This is a genomic window from Spiroplasma endosymbiont of 'Nebria riversi', from assembly GCF_018831625.1.
Classification (GTDB): Bacteria; Bacillota_I; Bacilli_A; order Mycoplasmatales; family Nriv7; genus Nriv7.
The window spans coordinates 65229-87316 of record NZ_CP065193.1; the positions used below are offsets into that span (position 1 = coordinate 65229).

General features: G+C 26.7%; 31 protein-coding genes. 17 read left to right on the forward strand and 14 right to left on the reverse strand.

The window, feature by feature from the left end; translation table 4 throughout:
* The 7 genes from I5Q57_RS00615 to I5Q57_RS00645 all read right to left on the reverse strand — a co-directional run bounded on the left by I5Q57_RS00615 (nt 1) and on the right by I5Q57_RS00645 (nt 3811).
* Nucleotides 1-285 (reverse strand): hypothetical protein, encoded by a 285-nt coding sequence (locus I5Q57_RS00615; RefSeq protein ID WP_215826326.1) that lies wholly within the window; start codon nt 283-285, stop codon nt 1-3.
* A 6-nt stretch (nt 286-291) separates the two neighbouring features.
* Nucleotides 292-909: a hypothetical protein gene (locus I5Q57_RS00620; RefSeq protein ID WP_215826327.1), complete on the reverse strand. Its 618-nt coding sequence runs from the start codon at nt 907-909 to the stop codon at nt 292-294.
* A gap of 377 nt (nt 910-1286) precedes the next feature.
* Entirely contained in the window at nt 1287-1436 is a 150-nt protein-coding gene (locus tag I5Q57_RS00625) for a hypothetical protein (RefSeq protein ID WP_215826328.1), read from the reverse strand.
* A gap of 157 nt (nt 1437-1593) precedes the next feature.
* Entirely contained in the window at nt 1594-1782 is a 189-nt protein-coding gene (locus tag I5Q57_RS00630) for a hypothetical protein (protein ID WP_215826329.1), read from the reverse strand.
* A 206-nt stretch (nt 1783-1988) separates the two neighbouring features.
* Nucleotides 1989-2210: a hypothetical protein gene (locus I5Q57_RS00635; RefSeq protein WP_215826330.1), complete on the reverse strand. Its 222-nt coding sequence runs from the start codon at nt 2208-2210 to the stop codon at nt 1989-1991.
* A 2-nt stretch (nt 2211-2212) separates the two neighbouring features.
* Entirely contained in the window at nt 2213-2539 is a 327-nt protein-coding gene (locus tag I5Q57_RS00640; protein ID WP_215826331.1) for a hypothetical protein, read from the reverse strand.
* 288 nt (nt 2540-2827) lie between these two features.
* Nucleotides 2828-3811, reverse strand: coding sequence for an IS1/IS1595 family N-terminal zinc-binding domain-containing protein (locus tag I5Q57_RS00645; protein WP_215826332.1), 984 nt, complete (start codon nt 3809-3811; stop codon nt 2828-2830).
* 475 nt (nt 3812-4286) lie between these two features.
* Between I5Q57_RS00645 and I5Q57_RS00650 the strand changes: the two genes are divergently transcribed.
* The 6 genes from I5Q57_RS00650 to I5Q57_RS00675 all read left to right on the forward strand — a co-directional run bounded on the left by I5Q57_RS00650 (nt 4287) and on the right by I5Q57_RS00675 (nt 6905).
* Nucleotides 4287-4508 carry a helix-turn-helix domain-containing protein gene (locus tag I5Q57_RS00650; RefSeq protein WP_215826333.1) on the forward strand — a complete coding sequence of 74 codons (222 nt, stop codon included), beginning with the start codon at nt 4287-4289 and terminating at the stop codon, nt 4506-4508.
* Between the two features lie 43 nt (nt 4509-4551).
* Nucleotides 4552-4875 carry an IS3 family transposase gene (locus tag I5Q57_RS00655; RefSeq protein ID WP_215826334.1) on the forward strand — a complete coding sequence of 108 codons (324 nt, stop codon included), beginning with the start codon at nt 4552-4554 and terminating at the stop codon, nt 4873-4875.
* 15 nt (nt 4876-4890) lie between these two features.
* Nucleotides 4891-5343, forward strand: a complete 453-nt coding sequence (locus I5Q57_RS00660) for an IS3 family transposase (protein WP_369806582.1) — start codon at nt 4891-4893, stop codon at nt 5341-5343.
* A gap of 73 nt (nt 5344-5416) precedes the next feature.
* A complete protein-coding gene (locus I5Q57_RS00665; RefSeq protein WP_215826336.1) occupies nt 5417-5944 on the forward strand; it encodes a hypothetical protein in 528 nt (175 codons plus the stop codon).
* 181 nt (nt 5945-6125) lie between these two features.
* Entirely contained in the window at nt 6126-6440 is a 315-nt protein-coding gene (locus I5Q57_RS00670; protein WP_215826337.1) for an IS1/IS1595 family N-terminal zinc-binding domain-containing protein, read from the forward strand.
* 12 nt (nt 6441-6452) lie between these two features.
* Nucleotides 6453-6905, forward strand: coding sequence for a hypothetical protein (locus I5Q57_RS00675; RefSeq protein ID WP_215826338.1), 453 nt, complete (start codon nt 6453-6455; stop codon nt 6903-6905).
* A 336-nt stretch (nt 6906-7241) separates the two neighbouring features.
* Here the strand turns inward: I5Q57_RS00675 and I5Q57_RS00680 are convergent, their stop codons facing one another.
* The 3 genes from I5Q57_RS00680 to I5Q57_RS00690 are packed head-to-tail and all read right to left on the reverse strand — an operon-like array spanning nt 7242 to nt 10294.
* The gene (locus tag I5Q57_RS00680; RefSeq protein ID WP_215826339.1) at nt 7242-7619 is read right to left on the reverse strand and encodes a hypothetical protein; all 378 of its coding nucleotides are present in this window, start codon (nt 7617-7619) and stop codon (nt 7242-7244) included.
* A gap of 6 nt (nt 7620-7625) precedes the next feature.
* Nucleotides 7626-8531 (reverse strand): bifunctional 5,10-methylenetetrahydrofolate dehydrogenase/5,10-methenyltetrahydrofolate cyclohydrolase, encoded by a 906-nt coding sequence (locus I5Q57_RS00685; RefSeq protein ID WP_215826340.1) that lies wholly within the window; start codon nt 8529-8531, stop codon nt 7626-7628.
* 11 nt (nt 8532-8542) lie between these two features.
* A complete protein-coding gene (locus I5Q57_RS00690) occupies nt 8543-10294 on the reverse strand; it encodes a TrkH family potassium uptake protein (protein ID WP_215826341.1) in 1752 nt (583 codons plus the stop codon).
* 183 nt (nt 10295-10477) lie between these two features.
* On the opposite strand from I5Q57_RS00690, the gene I5Q57_RS00695 reads away from it, so the two are divergent.
* Both I5Q57_RS00695 and I5Q57_RS00700 read left to right on the forward strand, forming a co-directional pair.
* On the forward strand, nt 10478-11437 hold the full coding sequence (locus tag I5Q57_RS00695; protein WP_215826342.1) for an IS1/IS1595 family N-terminal zinc-binding domain-containing protein: 960 nt from the start codon (nt 10478-10480) through the stop codon (nt 11435-11437).
* Between the two features lie 331 nt (nt 11438-11768).
* Nucleotides 11769-12458: a potassium channel family protein gene (locus tag I5Q57_RS00700; protein ID WP_215826343.1), complete on the forward strand. Its 690-nt coding sequence runs from the start codon at nt 11769-11771 to the stop codon at nt 12456-12458.
* A 37-nt stretch (nt 12459-12495) separates the two neighbouring features.
* Here I5Q57_RS00700 and gatB read toward each other — a convergent pair whose 3' ends face one another.
* From gatB to ligA, 4 genes are read right to left on the reverse strand one after another with little or no spacing between them, the layout of a single operon-like run.
* The gene (gatB, locus tag I5Q57_RS00705; RefSeq protein ID WP_215827023.1) at nt 12496-13938 is read right to left on the reverse strand and encodes an Asp-tRNA(Asn)/Glu-tRNA(Gln) amidotransferase subunit GatB; all 1443 of its coding nucleotides are present in this window, start codon (nt 13936-13938) and stop codon (nt 12496-12498) included.
* Entirely contained in the window at nt 13939-15402 is a 1464-nt protein-coding gene (locus tag I5Q57_RS00710) for an amidase family protein (RefSeq protein WP_246534702.1), read from the reverse strand. It abuts the gene before it with no gap.
* A 2-nt stretch (nt 15403-15404) separates the two neighbouring features.
* Complete coding sequence (locus I5Q57_RS00715) at nt 15405-15698, reverse strand: Asp-tRNA(Asn)/Glu-tRNA(Gln) amidotransferase subunit GatC (protein ID WP_215826345.1); 294 nt, start codon at nt 15696-15698, stop codon at nt 15405-15407.
* Between the two features lie 6 nt (nt 15699-15704).
* Nucleotides 15705-17711: an NAD-dependent DNA ligase LigA gene (gene ligA / locus I5Q57_RS00720; protein ID WP_215826346.1), complete on the reverse strand. Its 2007-nt coding sequence runs from the start codon at nt 17709-17711 to the stop codon at nt 15705-15707.
* A gap of 814 nt (nt 17712-18525) precedes the next feature.
* On the opposite strand from ligA, the gene I5Q57_RS00725 reads away from it, so the two are divergent.
* The 9 genes from I5Q57_RS00725 to I5Q57_RS00765 all read left to right on the forward strand — a co-directional run bounded on the left by I5Q57_RS00725 (nt 18526) and on the right by I5Q57_RS00765 (nt 21833).
* Nucleotides 18526-18687 carry a hypothetical protein gene (locus I5Q57_RS00725; RefSeq protein ID WP_215826347.1) on the forward strand — a complete coding sequence of 54 codons (162 nt, stop codon included), beginning with the start codon at nt 18526-18528 and terminating at the stop codon, nt 18685-18687.
* Nucleotides 18688-18854: 167 nt separating this feature from the next.
* The gene (locus I5Q57_RS00730; RefSeq protein ID WP_215826348.1) at nt 18855-19076 is read left to right on the forward strand and encodes a hypothetical protein; all 222 of its coding nucleotides are present in this window, start codon (nt 18855-18857) and stop codon (nt 19074-19076) included.
* 164 nt (nt 19077-19240) lie between these two features.
* Nucleotides 19241-19471: a hypothetical protein gene (locus I5Q57_RS00735; protein ID WP_215826349.1), complete on the forward strand. Its 231-nt coding sequence runs from the start codon at nt 19241-19243 to the stop codon at nt 19469-19471.
* 150 nt (nt 19472-19621) lie between these two features.
* Nucleotides 19622-19867, forward strand: coding sequence for a hypothetical protein (locus tag I5Q57_RS00740; protein ID WP_215826350.1), 246 nt, complete (start codon nt 19622-19624; stop codon nt 19865-19867).
* 24 nt (nt 19868-19891) lie between these two features.
* Entirely contained in the window at nt 19892-20878 is a 987-nt protein-coding gene (locus I5Q57_RS00745; protein ID WP_215826351.1) for a hypothetical protein, read from the forward strand.
* 3 nt (nt 20879-20881) lie between these two features.
* Complete coding sequence (locus I5Q57_RS00750; RefSeq protein WP_215826352.1) at nt 20882-21166, forward strand: hypothetical protein; 285 nt, start codon at nt 20882-20884, stop codon at nt 21164-21166.
* A gap of 2 nt (nt 21167-21168) precedes the next feature.
* On the forward strand, nt 21169-21417 hold the full coding sequence (locus tag I5Q57_RS00755) for a hypothetical protein (RefSeq protein ID WP_215826353.1): 249 nt from the start codon (nt 21169-21171) through the stop codon (nt 21415-21417).
* A gap of 23 nt (nt 21418-21440) precedes the next feature.
* A complete protein-coding gene (locus I5Q57_RS00760; RefSeq protein WP_215826354.1) occupies nt 21441-21614 on the forward strand; it encodes a hypothetical protein in 174 nt (57 codons plus the stop codon).
* A 33-nt stretch (nt 21615-21647) separates the two neighbouring features.
* Nucleotides 21648-21833 (forward strand): hypothetical protein, encoded by a 186-nt coding sequence (locus I5Q57_RS00765; RefSeq protein ID WP_215826355.1) that lies wholly within the window; start codon nt 21648-21650, stop codon nt 21831-21833.
* Nucleotides 21834-22088: the final 255 nt, after the last annotated feature.

Here is a 22088-nt window from a genome sequence, read left to right on the forward strand (position 1 = left end):
TTATTTACCTTGTTTTGTTTTTATTGGTTTTATTTGTTTTTTAGCTTTTCCTCACGCACTTAACCGCCCTTTATTTTTAACCGCATATTGGCGTTGTTTTTCTAAATTAACTTGTTGACTACCAAATCCAAGAATAATTGCCATAAGAAATTCTACAGCCAGCGTTAAGAATAAAGGAAATATTAATTGAATATTCGTTCCCGGCACTTCTAAACTTCAAATTAAGTCAAAAACCTTATAAAGCATTTGACCCAGAAAGTCGGCCATTTTTGCGAGATTTTCCATTTTTTATTATTCCTTTTCTTTCATTTTTCTTAAAAATTTGCTAAATTTATCCATTTTTAAATATTCTAAGTCTTCTAAATCAATTGCGGTGTCATTATAGTATTTGTCTTCATAGTCAGGATTTACTTTTGAATTTAAGTAATCTCTTAAAAATGCTAGGTAAAAAGAATTGTAAGTGTTTAATATTGGTAGAGGGATTTTTAGTTTAAAAAAATAAATATCAAGTTCAGGAATATCAAGGTATTTAATGCGACGACCCTTTTTACTATTTTTAGCATCAATTAAAGTGTTTCGTAAGCGTTCATATTCTTCAATGCCCGTAAAGGTACCATAGATGACTTTTAAGTAAGGGCGGAAAATATTAACTGGTTTTTTGCGAATCCCCACAATCACATTATTAGCAATATCACGAACTTTAACTCATATATGTTTATCTCTTTGCCCACTAGCGAAAACAATATGACCAAAATGGCGTGCCAGAGAGAAATATTCTTGGATACCGGTTTCCTCGTTTTTGGTATTATTTTTTTCTCAATCAGTTCCTTCTAAAAATAAATTGGTTTCATCTCATAAAAGTAAGGTTTTGTCTGGCAATACCGGATAATCAAAGTCTAATAATCCCATATGCCCTAAACTTAATTTTTGGGTTTCTAGTAATGGGAAAGTTGATGCGATATGATATTTCTTCTTTTTTAGTAATTTTGATGCGTATACTAGAAAAGCGGTTTTTCCAGTTCCTAATGAACCAATAACGATGTTTAATGGTGAATTTTTTAAAAAATTAATAACTTTGTTAATTTGTGTTAAATTACTGATTTTAAAAAGGAAAATTAAAATACGACCCGCTAAAAATAAATAACTTACAATGTTTTTAAAATAACCGTTGTAAATATATCAAATTCCGCTCCAAGTAATTTTTCAAACATTTTAAAGCAAATAAAGAATATTGCCAAAATAAATGGAAAAATGAAGATTCAGTAATCAGCAAAGAAGTTACCGACTTATGGCATATTAACAGCAATAATTTCTCACATTTTAGTAAAAGCCGTTATAATTGCATTTCATAATTTAGTCATCGCGTCACTAGCTGTTATTTTTTCTACTGTTGCTGGTGCTTCTCCTGCTAAGAAAGTTCCAAACCATATAATCACCCCCTTTCTTTTTAAAACATTCATCATTTATATTCAAAGTTTTTCTTAAATTTGTTAAAACCACGATTAACCTTAACACGATTATATTTTTTCCTAATTAATTTTGAATTTCTTTGGGAATGCATCACAATGTAACTTCTTGACATTAATTTTTTCCCTATCTAAATACTGATATGGTTTTTCAAAGTAGCATTAGAATAAATCACACCATAATCGCTGTTAAGAATCAAAAAGCAATGTTTGCTATTAAAAGTCAAAGTGTTTCTTGAGTTAAATCAATTTCTTTACCACCACTAATATGAGCCGGAATAGTTGTAATTTGAATAAATAAATCCCAAAAATACACTTTTATTTGTTCTCAATTAATTTATTTTAAATTTACTTTCATTTTTTATCTACCAAAAATAATTTTTATTGTTAAATACATAATTGAAATTAATGCGAAAAGAAACGTGATGATAATAATTAATCCGGCAATAAAAGCAACTTGTGCAGGCATTTTTTCTATCGGAATAAACAGTTCTAAGAATTCCATGATAATTTTTCAAAACATTATTTTTTATCCGCGTTATTTTCTTTTGAATTAGGAGCTTTAACTCATTCCTCAAAGCGGGCAATAAATACTTTTTCGTCTTTCGTGAAATTACCAGTATTATTTTTAATGGCGTTTTTATATTTAATTCTAATTTTTATTTTGACATAAATTTTATAAGCAAAATATGCCAATAGCATGATGCTGATAATAATAAATATTAATCCAGTCGCAATATTCATTTTTAAACTCCTTTAAAATAGTTATAATTTATATCTTTTTTGTTTTCTTCTTTTTTGGCAATGAAGAAGCTTAATAATTCTTGTTCTTTAATTAATTTGGTTTCATTTTCTTTTTGATTAATTGAAATTATTTGATATTTACTATCCTTGATTATTCCGACACAAATAGAATTTTCATATTTTCCTTTATAAACAAATCGTTTTGGAAACCAAATACCGATTTGTTCATTAAATCATGGAATTTTTGGCGCTTTAATAAGCATTGCGTTTTGTGTTTCTTTTAAAAGATATTTCTTAGTATTTAAGAAAATGTTTTCAATGTTTTTCATAATAAATTACCTTTCTTATAGATAAACTAAGTTATATTAACTAAGTTAGTTAACTTAGTTTTTTAAACACTTAAATCTGCGATATATAAGTGTTTAACAAGCTTTGTTATTAAATTTTGTTTTTTTATTATTATTAGATAAAGATTTTAATAATTTTAAACTTAGCGTACCCCTATATATAGAAATTTCTTTTAATTTTGTCGAAAACTCTTGATAAAATAAAAAAAATCATCAACTTGATAATTTTAAAAGGCTTTTATGTAAAATTACTATTTTTACTTTAATTTTTTATACATTAAAATATAATACCGCTGTTTGTTGGTTTGGAGCTAAACCCTTATGTTGGTATTTTCATTTTCAGAGATTTAAATAATTTTGAATATTAGTAAAACCTAAACCGTGATAATGAGTTAAGGCTTCTTTAAGGCTAGATTGTAATTTACTGATTTTATTTAAGTTACGATAACTAGCTTCAGGATTAATTGTTGTTTTAGTTGCACATAAAGTAGAATTTGTTTGTTTTGCTACTAAAAAATATAATTTTTGCATATCAGAAGTAATAATTGAATTTTGGTTAATTAATTCTTTGTTCATATTTTCAATAACTCATTGTTTTTGTAAACGTTTGGTGTTTGTGTATTTAACATAAATATTGTTATTATTATCAACTGCCATTTGAATACAGCATTTAGTATTAGTTGCGAATGGGTCAAGGTGAATTCTTCGTGGATCAGTTTTATGTTTGAAATTTCCTTTATGAATTTCTTTAATAAATGTTTCATCGATTTGGATTTTACCAGATAATTTTTTAAATTTTAATTGGGTATTTTCTAATTGTTTTGATTTCATTAATTTTTGACGATTATATCAAGCAGTTTTTAATTTAGTTTTAATAAAACGAGAAATTGTTTTACTAGATTGCCCCAGCAATGAAATTTGAATCAATAAATTTCATTGTTCATAATTTAAATGACTTCAATAAATAAAATGATTACGAAAATCGTCAAAACTTGCACGGCAATTTTTACATAAATATTTTTGTTTTCCTTCTGAATTATGTCCATTTTTAACGCAATGGTAAGATTCACATTTATGGCATTTAATACCTTGTGCTCTAAATTTTTGATCAATTTCATTTAAACGTTTTTGTTTTTTTTTATTAATTCTGCTTGTTGTTTGACTTTTTCATAAAATTCTAAAAATTGATCATCTGTTAAAGTATTTACTAGTTATTGAATTATTTTTTCCATAATTATTATCCACCTCTATCATATTAAAAATATACCTAAAATTAAGTATATTCAATAAATATCAAGAGTTTTCGACAAAATTAAAAGAAATTTCTACACTTTAATGTCCGCATCCTACCCTTGGAACTAATTTAATAGCGTGTATATTTTTAGGAAATCCACCCATTCATTTTTTTATTGCAAAACGAAACAAATTGCTATAGCTAATAGGGTATTGTCTATTAACTGGTAAACTTCTTTTGGTTATGGCGACCACCCACAATTTATCGTGCTTTAATACATACCAACATTATTAATTCACTTGTATTTCATTTTCAAAGAACAAATTTTTAACAACTTATAAAATAAAAAGACAATCATTGCTGACTGCCTTAATACTTATTCAAATATTTTCCTACCTAACAAAACTTTATGCGTCCAAATTGTTGCTTTTTTATTTTGTTAAAATAGAAAGGAGAAAAAATGAAAAGTTGTTTAGTTATTAAGAATAAAAAGGGTTGCCATACCAAAGCATTGTTGAAATTATTAAAAAATACGGGGTTTCAAAATCAGCCATATATCAGTGAATTGAAAATTTTAATAATTTTGGATCATTTAAAGTGCAAGATAATCGCACTGTCGAAGAAAATGAATTAATTTACTTGCGAAAAGAAAACCAACAATTACGAATGGAAAATGACATTTTAAAGCAAGCAGCACTGATAATTGGCAAAAAATAGGAATTATATTAACAATAATAAAGAAAAATATCCCGCGCTAAAAATGTGTCAAATATTAAAAATAGCAAAATCAACATATTATTATCAAACTAATAATTGTGTTAAGTATGATGTTAATAATTATGAAGAAGAAGTTATCAGTGCATTTAATAAAAGTCGTAAAATTTATGGTGCTCGTAAAATTAAAGCTGTTTTAATGAGAAAAGATATTATCTTATCACGTCTAAAAATCAGATTCCTTATGATCAAAAATAATTTGGTTTCTAAATACACCAAATTAAAATATCGTAATCATAAAACAATGGTTAATAATGACCAAATTAGTAATGTTTTAAATCGTCAATTTAATAACAAAAAACCTAATTAAGTTGTTGTTAGTGATTTAACATATGTGCAAGTTGGAGGAAAATGACATTATATTTGTTTATTAATTGACTTGTTTAATCGAGAAATAATTGGCTATAGTGCCGGACCAAACAAAACCGCTGAACTAGTTCAACAAGCTTTTCATAAAATAACACGACCATTAAATAAAATAACTTTATTTCATACTGATCGTGGTAATGAGTTCAAAAATAAAATCATTGATGAAATTTTAATAACCTTTAATATTAAAAGATCATTGAGTGCGAAGGGTTGTCCTTATGACAATGCTGTGGCTGAAACAACTTACAAAACTTTTAAAACGGAATTTATCAAGGGTAAAAAATTTGAAAATTTAACACAATTAAAATGCGAATTATTTGATTTTGTTAATTGATACAATAATCTTATAATACATGGCAGTTTAAATTATTTAACGCCTGTTGAATTTAGAAAATGACAGTCTACATAAAAAGCTGTCCAAAAATGGGTTGCCATACCATTATTAGGAATCTTAGGAACAATAACAATAGCAGGGGAGCGGAATGCGGGGTATTGTTGGCAATGCTCCAATAAATAAACAAAAACAACAAACTTATAATATTGATACAAATGAAATTAATCAAAATATGATAGTTATAGATACAAATATTAATATTCGTGCTTCAGTTGGGATAACTGGAGATAAAACTGAACATGTTTTTTCCAATTTAGGAAGTACAGAAGACTATAATTTTAAATGACAAGATATTAAAAAAAATTTAAATTTTATCTTATTAAAAGGTTCTTTTGAATGGAATGATTATTCATCCTCCTATCGATCAGTAGAAATATTTTTGGATAAAAAAGAAGAAACTGATCAAGTGATTACTTATTGAAAATCTGAACCTCATGGTTCAAAAACAGGTTGAGATCATCAAAATGGAACAATAATATTAGAATTTAATATTTTAAAAAGAAATGATGGTTTTGCTGATTTAAATTTAAAAATTTTGGTTAGTGCGGATTCTTATGGTGCTGTGCATGAAAATAATACTTATGCACTATTTTCAACGATTGAATTAAAAAATTAAATTCTGATAAAAATATTTTGCTATTATTATAAATTTAAATTTTTATATACTTAATAAATTTTTATGCGGTTTTAATTTTTTAAAAACTCTTGTAATTTTTGAAATGGTGATTTTTTTTTTTAATTTTGTATAAAACTCTTGATATTTATTGAATATACTTAATTTTAGGTATATTTTTAATATGATAGGGGTGGGTAATAATTATGGAAAAAATAATTCAAGAACTAGTAAATACTTTAACAGATGATCAATTTTTAGAATTTTATGAAAAAGTCAAACAACAAGCAGAATTAATAAAAAAAAACAAAAACGTTTAAATGAAATTGATCAAAAATTTAGAGCACAAGGTATTAAATGCCCTAAATGTGAATCTTACCATTGCGTTAAAAATGGACATAATTCAGAAGGAAAACAAAAATATTTATGTAAAAATTGCCGTGCAAGTTTTGACGCTTTTCGTAATCATTTTATTTATTGAAGTCATTTAAATTATTAACAATGAAATTTATTGATTCAAATTTCATTGTTGGGGCAATCTAGTAAAACAATTTCTCGTTTTATTAAAACTATATTAAAAACCGCTTGATATAATCGTCAAAAATTAATGAAATCAAAACAATTAGAAAATACCCAATTAAAATTTAAAAAATTATCTGGTAAAATCCAAATCGATGAAACATTTATTAAAGAAATTCATAAAGGAAATTTCAAACATAAAACTGATCCACGAAGAATTCACCTTGACCCATTCGCAACTAATACTAAATGCTGTATTCAAATGGCGGTTGATAATAATAACAATATTTATGTTAAATCCACAAACACCAAACGTTTACAAAAACAATGAGTTATTGAAAATATGAACAAAGAATTAATTAACCAAAATTCAATTATTACTTCTGATATGCAAAAATTATATTTTTTATTAGCAAAACAAAAACAAATTCTACTTTATGTGTAACTAAAACAACAATTAATCCTGAAGCTATTTATCGTAACTTAAATAAAATCAGTAAATTACAATCTAGTCTTGAAGAAGCCTTAATTCATTATCAAGGCTTAGGTTTTACTAATATTCAAAATTATTTAAATCTCTGAAAATTAAAATACCAACATAAGGGTTTAACTCCAAACCAACAAACAGTGGTATTATATTTTAATGTATAAAAAATTAAAGTAAAAATAGTAATTTTACATAAAAGCCTTTTAAAATTATCAAGTTGATGATTTTTTTTATTTTATCAAGAGTTTTCGACAAAATTAAAATATAATAATGCAAAAATAAACATAAAATTTGCTAGATGAATAAAAAATACATAGCTTTTACCATTTTTTTTCATTTTATTTTTGCAACATAAGTTAAACAATTATAAATATGAAAAATACTATCGTTATAATAATCACTAGTTTTAATATTAACTTCTTGTTTATAATATTTAAAATTAAAATAACGCGTCGTTACTTTAGTTATTTTAATTTTAAAATGATATTTTTCTTGACGAAAAATAGCTTCTAAATATTCACCACCATCACGATTTTTACTATTACCTTTTTTAATAAAAGAAAATATCAATCACAATAAAGATAAAGTCAGATAAGCAACAAAAATAATCCCTAATAAAAAACTAATAAGAATAAATAAATCTTGATTAACAATTTCTAAATGATTTCACATAAATTACTACTCCACAATTAAAGTTTTATTATTCATATTAACAACATTCAAATTTTTCTTATTCATATTAATAACATACAAGTCATAAACATTAGTTACTAACATTGCAATTGTCATTGGCCCAATACCACCAGGAACCGGAGTAATATAACTAACTTTTTCTTTAACCATATCAAACTTAATATCACCACAAATCCGATTTGTTTCCAAATTACGAACAATAGCCGCATCAACTACAATCGTATTAGCTTTAACCATTGTTTCATCAATTAAATTAGCAACACCAACAGCACTAATAACAATATCGCTACCAATCGTATGCTTTTTTAAATCAACAGTATTTTCATTACATAATGTAACTGTTGCTCCTAAATGGTGCAACATAATAGCCAAAGGTTTACCAACAAGATTACTTGTCCCCACCATTGTAACCGTTTTTTTAAAAACATCAATATTATATGCTTCTAACAGTTTAATTACTCCTAATGGGGTACAAGGAGCAATCGTTTTTAACCCTTGAAATAACTTACCTGCATTAATATAATGTAAACCATCAGCATCTTTACGAGCATTAATATGATCTAAAATCCGATTTTTATTAAGATGTTTAGGTAATGGTAACTGCACCAAAATCGCATCAACCGTATCATCATTATTTACTTTATTAATTACTGTTAATAAATCCTGCTCACTAACATTTTCATTAAACGTTTTTAAACTAACTTGAATTTCTAACTTTTCACAAACTTTTATTTTGTGATTAACATATACTTTTGATGCTTCTTCTGTTCCCACCAAAAATACTACTAAATGCGGTTTTCGTAAATTTTTTTCTAAATAATTACTAATATTGTTTTTCAAATTATTTTGAATATCATTAGCAATCACTTTTCCATCCATTATAACTGCCATTATATTTTCTCCTAACCAATAGGCACATCTTGTTCTAAATATGCAAATCGTTCAATTTCATTTTTTCTTGCTGCTAATAATAAAGTATTTGATACTCCTAATTGACCAATAAACATTAAACTAATTAAAAATAATTTACTTATAACACTATAATCAGAAAAACTTAGGCCAAAATCAGGAATCATTGTTAAACCTGCCGTTCCAAATGCCGATGAAGATATAAACAAAGCCTCAACAATCGGCACCTGCACATTTTCGCTAATAATAATTAAAGACGCCAAAAAGACAATTAAAATCGCCATAATAAAAACTGCTGTTGCGCGTTTTGCTGTCTCATTAGGAACTTTAGCCTTAAACATATTAATATTATTTTTTCGTGTCGCACTAGCAATAATACTCACCATAACTAATGCTAGCGTTGTCGTTCTAATTCCACCACCAGTAGAACTAGGTGACGCTCCAATTCACATCAAAATCGAAAAAATAAACTTTGAGGGCGATTTAAAATAACTAATATCAATCGTGCTATATCCAGCACTTCTTGTTGAAAAAGTATTAAAAATAATCGCCATTAAAGTTTCAGCATTAGTATTAGTAACATTTCTAATACCACCATTAATAAAAGTATTACTAAGCTTTGTTGGCACAAAATATTCAACCAAAATTACTGCTAAAATACCAATAAAAGAAATTGAAAAATAGTATATCACACTTATTTTAGTAAATAATGAAAAATTAACTTTAATACCACGATAACGCGCCACTGATTTTTGCTTTAAATCATAAAAAACAGGATAACCAATACCACCAATAATCAGTTGAACTAAAAAAACTACTTGAACAAAATATTGTGTCCGATAGGGACTTAAAGAATTAGGACCAATAATATCAAAACCAGCATTATTAGTAGCTGAAACCGAATGAAAAATTCCTGATCAAAAACTACTACCAAAATTTCGATAGGTAACATTAAAATTCTTAGTAATTAATTGTTGCAAATAATCATTATCAATTATTTGTAAAAATCCTACAACATTATTATTATATTTATTAGTAACACCATTAATAATTCGTGCTAATTCATTAGGAAATTCCTTGCCCGCAGTAACAAAATTTTCTCAATCAGAAACCTTAGTAATTAACATTTCTTTAAATTTATCTGGCGTGTTAAACGATTTTCCTAATAGTTCAATAATCGAATTAATTGATTGTGATTTTAAAGAATCTAAATAATCAATCGGTGTAAAATAAAAATAAAAAAATAACATCACGCCACCAGTAATTTCCACAATTGCTAAAACATAAAAAGCATTTTTAATTAACTGGACAGTGCCACCAAGTTTAGTATTACCTCTTTCTGATTGCAAAAGCATTCTTTCTTCAATACTAATGTTTTTTCCAATTACAATAAACAAAATAATCTTTAAAGTCATAATTCCAATACCACCAATTTGAATTAGCAACAATAAAACAATTTGACCAAAAAAAGTTAAGTCTTTAGCTGGCGATATTAAACTTAATCCAGTATCAGAAAATGCACTTGAAGCAGTAAACAATGCTGTTAAAAAATTTCATTGATAAGTCTTACTAACAGCTCAAGGTGTCATTAATAAAATTGTTCCCACCAAAACAGCATATAAATAATTTCGCAAAATTTTCTTATTAACAGTATTACCAATAAAAATATTTTTAAAAACTTGACCAAGTTTTTTAAATCAAGTAAGATATTTTTTATTATTAGAAAATTTATCAATATCTTTCATTCTGACCCTCGCGATGCCGATTACTTGTTTATTACCCAATTATACTATACTTAGATTTTAATTTTGTAGAAAACTCTTTTAATTTTGTAGAAAACTCTTTTAATTTTGTAAAAAACTCTTGATATTTATTGAATATACCTAATTTTAGGTATATTTTTAATATGATAGAGGTGGATAATAATTATGGAAAAAATAATTCAAGAACTAGTAAATACTTTAACAGATGATCAATTTTTAGAATTTTATGAAAAAGTAAAACAACAAGCAGAATTAATAAAAAAACAAAAACGTTTAAATGAAATTGATCAAAAATTTAGAGCGCGAGGTATTAAATGCCCTAAATGTGAATCTTACCATTGCGTTAAAAATGGACATAATTCAGAAGGAAAACAAAAATATTTATGTAAAAATTGCCATGCAAGTTTTGACGCTTTTCGTAATCATTTTATTTATTGAAGTCATTTAAATTATGAACAATGAAATTTATTGATTCAAATTTCATTGTTGGGGCAATCTAGTAAAACAATTTCTCGTTTTATTAAAACTACATTAAAAACTGCTTGATATAATCGTCAAAAATTAATGAAATCAAAACAATTAGAAAATACCCAATTAAAATTTAAAAAATTATCTGGTAAAATCCAAATCGATGAAACATTTATTAAAGAAATTCATAAAGGAAATTTCAAACATAAAACTGATCCACGAAGAATTCACCTTGACCCATTTGCGAATAATACTAAATGCTGTATTCAAATAGCAGTTGATAATAATAACAATATTTATGTTAAATCCACAAACACCAAACGTTTACAAAAACAATGAGTTATTGAAAATATGAACAAAGAATTAATTAACCAAAATTCAATTATTACTTCTGATATGCAAAAATTATATTTTTTAGTAGCAAAACAAACAAATTCTACTTTATGTGTAACTAAAACAACAATTAATCCTGAAGCTAGTTATCGTAACTTAAATAAAATCAGTAAATTACAATCTAGTCTTAAAGAAGCCTTAATTCATTATCATGGTTTAGGTTTTACTAATATTCAAAATTATTTAAATCTCTGAAAATGAAAATACCAACATAAGGGTTTAACTCCAAACCAACAAACAGCGGTATTATATTTTAATGTATAAAAAATTAAAGTAAAAACAGTAATTTTACATAAAAGCCTTTTAAAATTATCAAGTTGATGATTTTTTTTATTTTATCAAGAGTTTTCTACAAAATTAAAAATTTTTCATTGTGTAAAAATTCAATAATATGATAACGAATAAAAATGACAATAACAAGAAAGGCAGGGTTAGTTTAGTAATTAAATAATATAATTAGCTGATTGTTTTATTTCTTCAAAGCAATACCTAAGAAAACTAAACACAACCATTAAAATACTTAGATTATTATTTTAAGATAAAATATAGTATAATTTTGTGGTAATAGTTTCAAATATATAAGAGGTGTTAAATAATGGCGGCAAAAGAATTTTGTATAATTGGTTTAGGTAATTTCGGCACAGCAGTTGCAGAAACATTAGCATCAATGAACCACAATGTCATTGTTATTGATCAAGATAATAGTAAAATCAGAAAAATTACGGGAAATTTTGCTAACATTAACGGCTACGAATTAGATGCCACTGACTTAGAAGCATTAGAAAGTATTGGAATTAAAAATATTAATGACATTATTATTGCTATCGGTAGCAATATTCAATCATCAGTTCTAGTAGCTGTTAACCTAAAAGAATTAGAAACCACCAATATCATTGCTAAAGCTATTAACAATCCTCATGAAAAGATTTTACGAGCAATTGGGATTAATCAAATTGTCAAACCCGATATTTCATCAGGAAGACAAACTGCTCTAAAAGCCCTATGAGGTCTAGAGGTTGACATTAAAGATGTTGATGGTGAATTTAGCATTAGTTTAGTTGAAGCCACAAATAAAATTATCTTAGGGAAACCCCTTGAAGAAATCAAACTAATTAACAACAAAAGAGTTAACATTATTCACATTAAACACAACAAAAAAATTATCTTGCCCGATGCTGATACCATTCTTAGATATGGCGACGAAGTTCTATTCATTGCTAAAAACAAATACATCCAAGAAATTCACGAATACATTACGGGAACAAAAGAAACCGAAGATATTTAAAAAAACAGCACATTGTGCTGTTTTTTTGTAAACTTAATTATTTACTAATATTTTCAGAAATAATTTCTTCAATAATCCTTTGTCCTATTTCAGGATTAACTTGTCCCTTAGTAACTTTCATTAAGTATCCCATATAAAACTTTAACACTCTCTCAGGACGAGAAGGATAATCTTTCAATATTTGTAAGTTTTCCAAAATAAACGGTTTAATTAAACTCCTAATTATCTTTTCATCATTTATTTGTTGTAAGTTAAGTTGCTTACTACTCTGCTCAACACTCACATTATTTTCTAGTAAATGTAATAACAATGTCTTGGCTTGTCTTTGCGATATTTCCTTTCGTTGTAAAATATTAACCATCTGGGCCAAATTAATCGGTGTTAACTGAGTATCTAATAAAGAAGCATCTTTTTGTTTCAAATAAGCACTAATATCACCAATAAGCATATTTAACACCAAACGATAATATTTAGTATGTTCAATTGTCTTTTCAAAAAAATTAGTTAATTCAATATCTTGTAACAAAACATTAACTTCATTAATATGCAAACCATATGTTTCTACATAACGAATTTGTTTTTGGGGATACGATTCTGGACTAGTATTAATAACCTCTTCAATTCAATGCTGTTCTAAAATAATCGGAACTATATTTGATTCGGGAAAATACTTATAATCAACCGTTGACTCTTTAGAACGCATTAAAATTGTTGTTTTTGTTTTTTCATCAAATCTGCGTGTTTCATTACTCTTTAAAGGCGTTCCTTGATTAATTAAATTAGTTTGTCGTTTAATTTCAAATTCAATCGCTCTTTTAACATTATTTAAAGAATTTAAATTTTTAACTTCCACGCGTTTAAAAAAATCCTTACTTTCTATCGGTCGTAAAGAAATATTAATATCACAACGAAATGAACCTTCACTCATTTTAGCATTACTAACCCCTAAATGTAATAATGTCTTACGCAATGTTTCAATATAATTAATTGCCGTCTCAACATCATAAATAACAGGTTCACTAACAATCTCAATTAAACCAATTCCCGCCCGATTATAATCTAACAAAGTAATATTATCTAAATGAATTTGTTTAGCGGTATCTTCTTCTAAATGCAACCGCGTAATCAAAATATCTTGTTGCACATTGTTAGTAGTAATCGTTAATTTACCATTACTACCAATCGGATTATTTTGTTGGGTTATTTGATATCCTTTAGGTAAATCCGGATAAAAATAATTCTTACGATCAAATGATAATACTGGATTAATTGTCATATTTAACGCTTGACACGCTCTAATAGCTAATACTACTGCTTGTTTATTAATAGAAGGTAAGCTTCCCGGATAGCCCAAATCAATTTCATTTACTTGACTATTAGGAATACTAGCAAACGTCACCGGACTATTAGAAAACATTTTTGTTTTTGTTTTTAACTCAATATGAATTTCAATTCCAATAACAGGTTGTAATTTCATTATTTATTTTTCCTTTCGATGATGACAAGAATTTTCAAAGTTAATAATTTTTTCAATTCCATAAGCAATATTTAATGCCTTTTGATCAGCAAATGGTAAACAATTAATTGTCATTCCAAATGGCAATTCATTTACTAAACCAATAGGAATTGTGATTGAAGGCGCACCCGAAAAATTAGCTAATAACAATGCATCATTTGTTAAGTTATTAACATCACTTAACTCTAATTTATGATTAATAGTTTTCTCAATTGTCGGAGCATCACCACCAGATGCTGACAATAACAGTCCATCATAATCAGTAAAAATTTTTTCAAAGTGATCAACAATTTTTCGTCGCACCTTTTTTGCTTGCAAAAATAATTCCTGTTGATTTGCTTGTGCCAAAGCATATGCCCCAATAACATATCTTCTTTTAACTGTCTTTCCCAATACACTACGACTTTTAATCATAATATTTTGATAAGAATCATCATCTTTACTAATTCGTTTCCCAAAATTAATTGCTGTTAAATTACTTTGCGAACTAGTAGCTTCCGCAAACGAAATAACCATATAAACTGGTAATAATGACTTTAATAAATCAAGGGGAAAATCAATATCCTCAATAAGTAAACCTTGCTCTTTTAATTTACTAATTACCGAAGACCACAAAACTCCCGTTAACGGTCGCAAACCATCATTAACCGACTTAATAGTCGCCAAACGATATTTTTTAATATCAGGACTAAGATTTTGCAAATAATCTTTTTCCTTTGCTTGCTGACTAGTCAAATCATTCGCATCAAACTTAACTGTCGCATCCATAACAATTGCACAATCACGAACAGTATTAGCGAGCACACCAACAGTATCTAAAGACGGTGCATAGGGGAATAACCCATAGCGAGAAATAAGTCCATAAGTCGGTTTAATACCAACAATCCCTGTATACGATGCTGGTTTTCTAATCGAATCACCCGTATCACTTGCCAAGGCAAACGGAACAACACCCAAAGCAACCAACGCCGCGCTTCCTGATGAACTACCTCCCGTAATATGATTTTTATTTCACGGATTATAAACAAAACCCGTAAAACTATCCAAACCAGTACCACCCATTCCTAATTCATCAAGCGTTGCTTTAGCAATATTAACAGCTTGATAATCATTAATATCTTTAACTACTTTACTATCAAATGTTGGCACAAAATTTTCTAAAATTTTTGTTCCTCCACTAGTTACAATGTTCTTAGTTGCTAAATTATCTTTAACGGCATAAGGTATAGCAAATAAATAATTATCTTCAGGAATTGGCATTGATTCCAAACGCTTAGCAATGACCATCGCTTCTTCTTCTAATAATTTAACAACACCGTTATAATGTTCATATTTTTTTGCCTTAGCAATCGCATCACGAACAATTTTAATCGGTGATGTTTTCTTCTGTAATAATTGCTGATGCAATAATTCAATTGTCATTTTCATCATTATTCAACCACCCTATTAATAACAATATAATCATCTTTTACTTCTCACGCATTTTGTAAAACAAGTGATTGTTCATTAATCATTATATTATCATCTTCGCGTAATAAATGTTGCGAATTTAAAAATGGATAATGCATTGGTTCATAACCCTCCACATCAATTGTCTGTACTAACTTCATTTGTTCTAAAACAATATAAAACTCTTCTGCTAATAACTTATACTCTTCTTCTTCCAACTCTAGCATTAAATTATTAGTAATTTCTCGTAATAATCCCGAAGTAATATTTTCCACTACTACTTACACTCCTTCTTTTAATTGCTCATACTCTGCTAATGTTAAAATTTTAATATTAAATTTTTTAGCACTTTCTAATTTACTGCCAGCATTACTACCAACTAATAAATAATCAGTATTTTTACTAACTGTATTAGTACTACTAGCATTTAATCCTTGTAATTCTTCAACATAATAACTTCTTGGTTTTGTGAATGTTCCCGTAATCACAACCGTTTTATTAAAAAAAGGATTATTTTTATTATCATCTGCTATTGGAAAATATTTCATATTAATACCATAAATTTTTAAATCATTAATTAATTGTAAATTTTCTTGATGTGAAAATCAATCAATCACACTTTCAATAATGACCGCGCCAATATCATAGATCATTTCTAACTGCTCACTTTTAGCTTTAAGTAAATTATCAATATCTTCATAATGTTTTGCTAACTGTAAAGCAGTTTTCTCACCAATATGACGAATTCCTAAACCAAATAACAAATGTTGCAATGACTTCATTTTTGAACGATTAATTGCCTTAATCATATTATTAAATGATTTTTCACCAAAATTATCTAAAGAAATAATATCTTGTTTCCGATTTTCCAATAAATATAAATCACTAACTTTTTTTAATCAACCTAATTGATACAACCGAATAATTATTTTCTCACTAACACCACTAATATCCATTGCTCTTCTTGAACAATAATGTATTAATGACTGAACAATTCTTTGCGAACAATTAATATTAATACAATACTGATCAACTTCTAAAACAGCATTTTCTAATTTACTATTACAATTTGGACAATATTCAATTAATTTTCAAGGTTTATTTCCTTCTTTTCTTAACTTTAAAACGGGATTAATAACTTCAGGAATAATATCACCAGCTTTTTTAATTAATACAACATCACCAATCCGAATATCACGATTAATAATATAATCAGCATTATGCAATGTCGCCGCCTTAACAACTGTTCCTTGTAAATTTACTGGTTCTAGTTTAGCATTATATGTTACTTTACCCGTTCTTCCAATTGATGCAAAGATATCTAGTAATTTAGTCGTTACCACAATACCAGCATATTTGTATGCTATTGCTCATTTAGGGCTTTTACTTGTTTGTCCAATAATATTATATAATGATAAATCATTAATTTTAATTACAATGCCATCAGTATCATAATCTAATTGTTTTCTTTTAAGGTCATATTCTTTTATATATTCTCATACTTCAGTAATACTATTGCATAAACGATATTCATTATTAATTGGAAAACCTAAATTTTTTAATGTCAATAAAACTTCCTCTTGGGTTTTCATCCCATTTTCTTGACCATTAACATAATAATATAAAAAAACTTTTAAATTACGACTTGCCGTAATGTTTGCATCTAATTGGCGTAAACTACCAGCAGCAGCATTACGGGGATTAGCAAATACTGGCATTTTTTCTTTAGAACGCAATTCATTTAAATCATTAAAATCACTTTTAGCTAAAAATACTTCACCCCGCACTAAAAACTTATTTACTAATTTAATCTTTTGCGGGATATTAGCAATTGTTTTAACATTATCAGTAACATTTTCGCCAGTAATACCATCACCTCTAGTAGCTGCTGATATTAAAAAACCATTATCATACTGCAACGAAACCGACAAACCATCAATTTTTAATTCACAAAGATATTCAATACTTTCTTGACCAGTTAAAGATTTTATATGATTATCAAAATTAATTAAATCTTCTTCGGTAAAAGCATTATTTAAACTTAACATTGGATAATTATGCTGAACTTTATTAAAACCATAAGCTACTTTGCCACCAACAGATTGTGTTGGTGAATTTTTGCTTAAAAACTGCGGAAAATCATTTTCTAATTGTTGTAAATTCCTCATCTTCGCATCATAGTATTCATCACTAACTGATGGTTTATTTTCTAAATAATACTCATTATTTCACTGCTCAATTAATTTTCTTAACCGCAAAATTTCCTTTTTTGCTAATTTTTCATTCATTCGAGCCACCCCATAATATTTCACCATTAAATTATAACATATATTAATTATGACTAATTACTTCATAATTTTTTAAGGTCGCGTTTAGTTTTCTTAGGTATTGCTTTAAAGAAGTAAAACAATCAGCTAATTATATTATTTAATTACTAAACTAACCATACCTTTCTTGTTATTGTCATTTACTACTATTTTATCATATTATTGAATTTTTACACAATGAAAAATTATTAATTTTATTAAATTTTAACTAATATTTTTACTTACTTAAATCTATTATATTTATTTGTTACAGCATTACCTTTAGGGCACATAAAGTTTTGTTAGGTGGGGGAAGATTTGAATAAGTATTAAGACAGTCAGCAATGATTGTCTTTTTATTTTATAAGGTGTTAAAAATTTGTTCTTTGAAAATTAAATACAAGTGAATTAATAATGTTGGTATGTATTAAAGCACGATAAATTGTGGGTGGTCGCCATAACCAAAAGAAGTTTACCAGTTAATAGATAACACCCTATTAGCTATAGCAATTTGTTTCGTTTTGCAATAAAAAAATGAATGGGTGGATTTCCTAAAAATATACACGCTATTAAATTAGTTCCAAGGGTAGGATGCGGATGTTAAAGTGTAGAAATTTCTATATAGGGGTATTTTAAGTTTAAAATTATTAAAATCTTTATTCTTAATAATAAAAAAATAAAATTTACTAGCAAAGCTTGTTAAACACTTATATATCGCAGATTTAAGTGTTTAAAAAACTAAGTTAACTAACTTAGTTAATATAACTTAGTTTATCTATAAGAAAGGTAATTTATTATGAAAAACATTGAAAACATTTTCTTAAATACTAAGAAATATCTTTTAAAAGAAACACAAAACGCAATGCTTATTAAAGCGCCAAAAATTCCATGATTTAATGAACAAATCGGTATTTGGTTTCCAAAGCGATTTGTTCATAAAGGAAAATATGAAAATTAGATTTGTGTCAGAATAATCAAGGATAGTAAATATCAAGTAATTTCAATTAATCAAAAAGAAAATGAAACCAAATTAATTAAGGGACAAGAATTATTAAGCTTCTTCATTGCCGAAAAAGAAAACAACAAAAAAGATATAAATTATAACTATTTTAAAGGAGTTTAAAAATGAATATTGCGATTGGAATAATATTTATTATCATTTGCATAATGCTATTGGCATATTTTGCTTATAAAATTTATGCCAAAATAAAAATTAGAATTAAATATAAAAATGCCATTAAAAATAATACTGGTAATTTCAAGAAAGACGAAAAAGTATTTATTGCTCGCTTTGAGGAATGAGTTAAAGCTCCTGATTCAAAAGAAAATAACGCGGATAAAAAATAATGTTTTGAAAAATTATCACGGAATTCTTAGAACTGTTTATTCCGATAGAGAAAATGCCTGCACAAGTTGCGTTTATTGCCGGATTAATTATTATCATTACTTTTCTTTTCGCATTAATTTCAATTATGTATTTACCAATAAAAATGATTTTTGGGAGATAAAAAATGACGGTAAATTTAAAAGAATTTAATTGAGAACAAATTAAACAAACTTTCTGAGATTTATTTATTCAAATTACAACTATTCCGGTTCATATTAGTGGTGGAAAAGAAATTGATTTAACTCAAGAAACACTTTGACTTTTAATGGCAAACATTGCTTTTTGATTTTTAACAGCAATTATGGTGTGATTTATTCTAATGCTCCTTTGAAAAACCATATCAGTATTTAGATAGGGGAAAAATTAATGTCAAGAAGTTACATTGTGATGCATTCCCAAAGAAATTCAAAATTAATTAGGAAAAAATATAATCGTGGTTTTAACAAATTTAAGAAAAAATTTGAATATAAATGATGAATGTTTTAAAAAGAAAGGGGGTGATTATATGTTTGGAACTTTCTTGGCCGATGCATCTGCAACAGTAGAAAAAATAACAGCTAGTGACGCGATGACTAAATTATGAAATGCAATTATAACGGCTTTTACTAAAATGTGAGAAATTATTGCTGTTAATATGCCGCAAGTCGGTAACTTCTTTGCTGACTACTGAATCTTCATTTTTCCATTTATTTTGGCAATATTCTTTATTTGCTTTAAAATGTTTGAAAAATTACTTGGAGCGGTACGCTAACAAAAAAATGAAGTGAGGTGCAAGATGAAATTTTGCAAATGAATAATAGAAAAAAATAACCATTTTATTGAATTGAATCGCACCTCATTTTTAATTTTATGACATTGCGGAGCAATTTGATATATTTACAACGGTTATTTTAAAAACATTGTAAGCTATTTATTTTTAGCAGGTTGTATTTTAATTTTTCTTTTTAAAATCGGTAATTTAACACAAATTAACAAAGTTATTAATTTCTTAAAAAATTCACCATTAAATATTGTGATTGGTTCATTAGGAACTGGAAAAACTGCTTTTCTAGCATACGCATCAAAATTACTAAAAAAGAAAAAATATCATATAGCATCAACATTCCCATTACTAGAAACTCAAAAATTAAGTTTAGGACATATGGGATTATTAGATTTTGATTATCCGGTATTGTCAGACAAAACCTTACTTTTATGAGATGAAACCAATTTATTTCTTGAAGGTACTGATTGAGAAAAAAATAATACCAAAAACGAAGAAACCGGTATCCAAGAATATTTCGCTCTGGCACGCCATTTTGGTCATATTGTGTTAGCTAGCGGTCAAAGAGATAAACATATTTGAGTTAAAGTTCGCGATATTGCTAATAATGTGATTGTGGGCATTCGCAAAAAACCTGTTAATATTTTTCGCCCCTACTTAAAAGTCATCTATGGTACCTTTAATAGTATTGAAGAATATGAACGCTGACGAAACACCTTAATTGATGCTAAAAATAGCAAAAAGGGTCGTCGCATTAAATATCGTGATATTCCTGAACTTGATATTTATTTTTTTAAACTAAAAATTCCTTTACCAATACTTAACACTTACAATTCTTTTTACCTAGCATTTTTAAGAGATTACTTAAATTCAAAAGTTAATCCTGACTATGAAGACAAATACTATAATGACACAGCAATTGATTTAGAAGACTTAGAATACTTAAAAATGGATAAATTTAGCAAATTTTTAAGAAAAATGAAAGAAAAGGAACAATAAAAAATGGAAAATCTCGCAAAAATGGCCGACTTTCTCGCCCAAATGCTTTATAAAGTTTTTGATTTAATTTGAAGTCTTGAAGTACCGGGAACAAAAATTAAACTAATATTTCCTTTATTCTTAACGCTTGCTGTAGAATTTCTTATGGCAATTATTCTTGGATTTGGTAGTCAACAAGTTAATTTAGAAAAACAACGCCAATATGCCGTTAAAAATAAGGGTCGTTTAAGTGTATGAGGAAAAGCTAAAAAACAAATAAAACCAATAAAAACAAAACAAGGTAACTAAAAATGTTTAAATTAATTATTATTTTTATCTTAATAACTGTTCTTGGATTATTAGCTGGTAGTCATTTTGAAACTTTAACAAACTATATTAGTGAAGGGCTTGCCAATTTCCAAAAGTTTATTACTAGCAATTTAACAATTTTAGAACTATTTAAACCAATGGCTCGGACATTTTCTCAACATCCAATCTTTACCATTCTTGGCGTCGCTTGTGTACTTATTGCTTTATTTATTGTGATTAAAGGACGATAAAAAAACATGAAAGGAGAGTTAAAATGAAAAAACTTTTAGGCAAATTATTTAAAAAAGATAATTCAAAAGAAAAAATGCCATTAAAATTAAGAATTAAAAATTCTTTTAAAAAGCAGTGGTTAAAAATAGTGTTAAGTATCATTTTCATTTTTATAAGCTTATTAATTCGTGCATTAACAGTAATCGATACTAAATAAATAACTGGAACAAGCGACGAATTTAATAATTTTATGAATAAACAGATGGTTGATTTCTTTGGTAAGTTCAATAGCAGTATTATGCTCGCAGGAATATTTGTTTTTTGATGAGGCGGAGCAATATATTTTACAATTAAATTTGAAAAATTAATCCGCTTGATTATTCAGAAAATTAAAGCAAAAAGAGCCTTGAAAAATGAAATCAAACAAACTCATTAATTCTTTAAAAAAATATTGATGAATAATACTTAATTACATTATATTCATATCTTTAAGTATAGTTTTATTATTACATACAGATATTGAAAATTTGCAACAATTTATTAAAAATTTTGGAGCAATTGGTAGGTTAATGATTATAGGTTACTCGTTAGTGTGAGTAACCATAATAGAAATAGTAAACTTCTTAATTCGTTTTATATTAAAAAAGATTAAAACTAAAAAGAACAATGAAAAATAAAATATTTTAAAAAG